Origin of the sequence: Chamaesiphon sp. VAR_69_metabat_338 (assembly GCF_031423935.1) — a bacterium.
GTDB lineage: Bacteria > Cyanobacteriota > Cyanobacteriia > Cyanobacteriales > Chamaesiphonaceae > Chamaesiphon.
This window is the reverse complement of sequence record NZ_JANPGM010000161.1, coordinates 1-3,098: the sequence shown is the minus strand read 5'-3', so window position 1 is coordinate 3,098 and position 3,098 is coordinate 1. Positions and strand designations below refer to the sequence as shown.

The 3,098-nt window shown below is 50.4% G+C and carries 3 protein-coding genes; 2 read left to right on the top strand and 1 reads right to left on the bottom strand.

Going from position 1 to position 3,098, the window contains the following annotated elements; all coding sequences use genetic code 11:
* A partial coding sequence (locus RMO84_RS04790; protein WP_310487341.1) for a coproporphyrinogen III oxidase occupies nucleotides 1-351 on the bottom strand: 351 nt, incomplete at its 3' end.
* Nucleotides 352-905: 554 nt separating this feature from the next.
* Between RMO84_RS04790 and RMO84_RS04785 the strand changes: the two genes are divergently transcribed.
* Complete coding sequence (locus RMO84_RS04785) at nucleotides 906-1,955, top strand: Mrp/NBP35 family ATP-binding protein (protein ID WP_310487340.1); 1,050 nt, start codon at nucleotides 906-908, stop codon at nucleotides 1,953-1,955.
* 227 nt (nucleotides 1,956-2,182) lie between these two features.
* Nucleotides 2,183-3,098 (top strand): FtsW/RodA/SpoVE family cell cycle protein (locus RMO84_RS04780; protein WP_310487339.1); only part of this gene is annotated, 916 nt, incomplete at its 3' end.

Here is a 3,098-nt window from a genome sequence, read left to right as displayed (position 1 = left end):
AGGATTTCGCGGATGCAGTACCATCGAAGTACCCGTGGCAAACCACTTATGACCCGCCGCATCGGGACGTTGATTGAGGATCGATGGCGGTAAATGTTCGCCCCACACCTCCGAAAAATTCACACCACCTTGCTCGAAGACATTACCTTCTTTCATCACCCGCGATCGACCGCCACCGCCTTCAGGACGATCCCAGCTTTCTTCTTCAAACTTTCCGCCACCATCGACAGCTTCTAAGCCCTGACAGACGCTATCCTGAAAATCTCGCATGAACTGCACGAGCCGCTGTTTGGCATCAGCAGGTGGCAAAAAAGCATCATTTATCTTGTTGTCAGTGGAGAAAGCTGTCATATCCGCAAGGTGAATGAGGTGAGATTAAAAATATTTGTAAAAGCAGCCGTTGGCGACTATCTAGCAAAGTAGCATATCCAGGCGATCGACAGCCGATCGTTGTTACGGGAAATATACAAATTAGGCTTTAGGCTTTGGGCTTTAGATCTGTAGGTTGGGTTGAGCCTCGAAACCCAACAATCCCAGCGTTAAAGGCACTTAAAATATTCAAACATATCCGGTTTCTGTTTCGATCGATATTGATGTCATTGGGTTCCACTGTAAATCTACCCAACTTCCGGATCTCGATCGAGTCTCAACCATTGGGATTGTTGGGTTTCATTTTTCAACCCAACCTACAGATCTACACCTCCCGACTTTCAAATATTTTAAATATTCAATCCACTTTTGCTCGCACGATCGCTTTTCAATCCGAGCGACGATATTGGTGATGTTGGGTTTCTGCTAGCATATTTCGAGATCGAGCTTTGTGGAGTAGACTATTCGCAGTTCAGATGCCGATGGTGTGATTTAGGCTATAGACTAAATCCATAGTCGAAAATATATAAATACTGATGTTAGACCGTAGTGCCGTTTTAGAAATACTCAAACCAGTTCAAGACCCAGAGCTACAAAAGAGTCTGGTCGAACTGAATATGATTCGGAATATCCAGGTGGATGGCGGTTTGGTCAAGTTTACCGTGGTGCTGACGACACCAGCTTGCCCGCTGCGCGAGTTTATTGTCGATGAATGCAAACAGGCCGTCAAGACGCTCCCAGGCGTGACCGATGTAGAAGTTGAAGTCACTGCCGAAATTCCCAATCAGAAGGGCTTGCCAGACCGCGAAGGGATCGATCGAGTCAAAAATATCATCGCCATCTCCAGTGGCAAAGGGGGTGTGGGCAAAAGTACGGTAGCGGCAAATGTGGCTGTCGCCCTCGCTCAGTTGGGTGCCAAAGTTGGCTTGCTAGATGCAGATATTTATGGCCCCAACGCCCCGTTAATGTTTGGCTTGAGCGATATTCGGCTCGAAGCGACCGAAAATGGCGTCCTCGAACCGGCGTTCAATCATGGTGTGAAACTGGTATCGATGGCCTTTTTGATCGATCGCGACCAGCCCGTGATTTGGCGGGGGCCGATGCTCAACGGGATTATCCGCCAATTTTTATATCAAGTTAATTGGGGTGAGCTAGACTATCTAATCGTCGATCTGCCACCTGGTACTGGCGACGCACAACTCACCCTCGCCCAAGCCGTCCCGATGGCTGGAGCCGTGATCGTTACCACACCCCAAACTGTAGCTTTAGCCGATGCGCGCAAAGGCTTGCGGATGTTTGAGAAATTCACGACCGTTTTGGGCGTAGTTGAAAATATGAGTTATTTCATACCACCAGATCTGCCCGATCGACAGTATGATATTTTCGGTTCCGATGGTGGCGAAAAATTTGCCGCCGAAGTCGGTGTCCCCTTACTCGGTCGCATTCCCCTGGAAATCCCCGTCCGCACCGGCGGAGATCGCGGCATCCCGATCGTCATCGCCGAGCCAGAGTCAGCATCCGGCAAAGCTTTGATCGCCATTGCTAAATCGATCGCGGGCAAAGTCTCGATCGCAGCTTTGGGTTAGGCTTTAGGCTTTAGGTTTTAGGCTTTAGGGGGTAGAGGGTAGGTTTTAGACTTTAGGCTTTAGAGTGGCAATCAAAAAGCTCGATAGTTTCGGAACTGCTTTCCCAGTCCCCAACTCCCATACGGTGGTACAGCAACTCCCCGCTCCCCCGCTCCCCGCTCCCCGCTCCCCCGCTCCCCGCTCCCCGCTCCCCCGCTCCCCCGCTATCCACTCCCCGTTCCCAACTCATGTACAAATCCTCAAATCGCTCATCTTGGCAAGATCTATTTATCCATTGGCGACAGATGGATTGGTTGCTCATTTTCATAGCAATGGGATTAACCTTCCTTGGGGGAGTGATGATCCGCAGTACCGAGTTAAATCAATCGGCGGCTCATTGGGGACAACACTGGCTGGTGGGTACGATCGGACTGGCGATCGTGTTTGTAATTGCCCGAATTCCCTATAATCAATTGCTGCGTTGGCATTGGGTTAGTTATGGATTGACCAACGGATTGTTAGTAGCGGTGGATTTTCTGGGCAGTAGTGCCAAGGGCGCACAGCGATGGATTAGTATTGCGGGGTTCAATTTCCAGCCATCAGAATTTGCCAAAGTGGGGCTGATTATTACTTTGGCGGCGATTTTACACCGGCGTCCTGCCAATACACTGCCGACATTTCTCCGCGCTTTAGCAATTACGCTCCCACCGTGGTTACTAGTGTTTATCCAACCAGATTTGGGCACATCGTTGGTGTTTGGCGCGATCGCTTTAGGGATGTTGTACTGGGCAAATGCCAATCCCGGCTGGCTATTACTGCTGGTATCACCACTAGCTGCTGCCATTATCTACAGCTTCAGTTTGCCCTTATGGATAATTTGGGCGGTAGCAATGGGTGTCGTTGCGTGGTTGACAATGCCGTGGCGGTGGGTGAGTTCGGTGCTCGCGATCGGGATTAATGTGGCGGCTGGTTTGCTCGGACAGGTGTTGTGGCACGTACTCAAGGATTATCAAAAAGACCGACTGATCGTCTTTCTCAATCCTGACAAGTATCCGTTGGGAGCGGGTTATCACTTGATCCAGTCGCGGATTGCGATCGGGGCAGGAGAGTTATGGGGACAGGGACTCAATCAGGGCACACAGACGCAGCTCAATTTTATCCCCG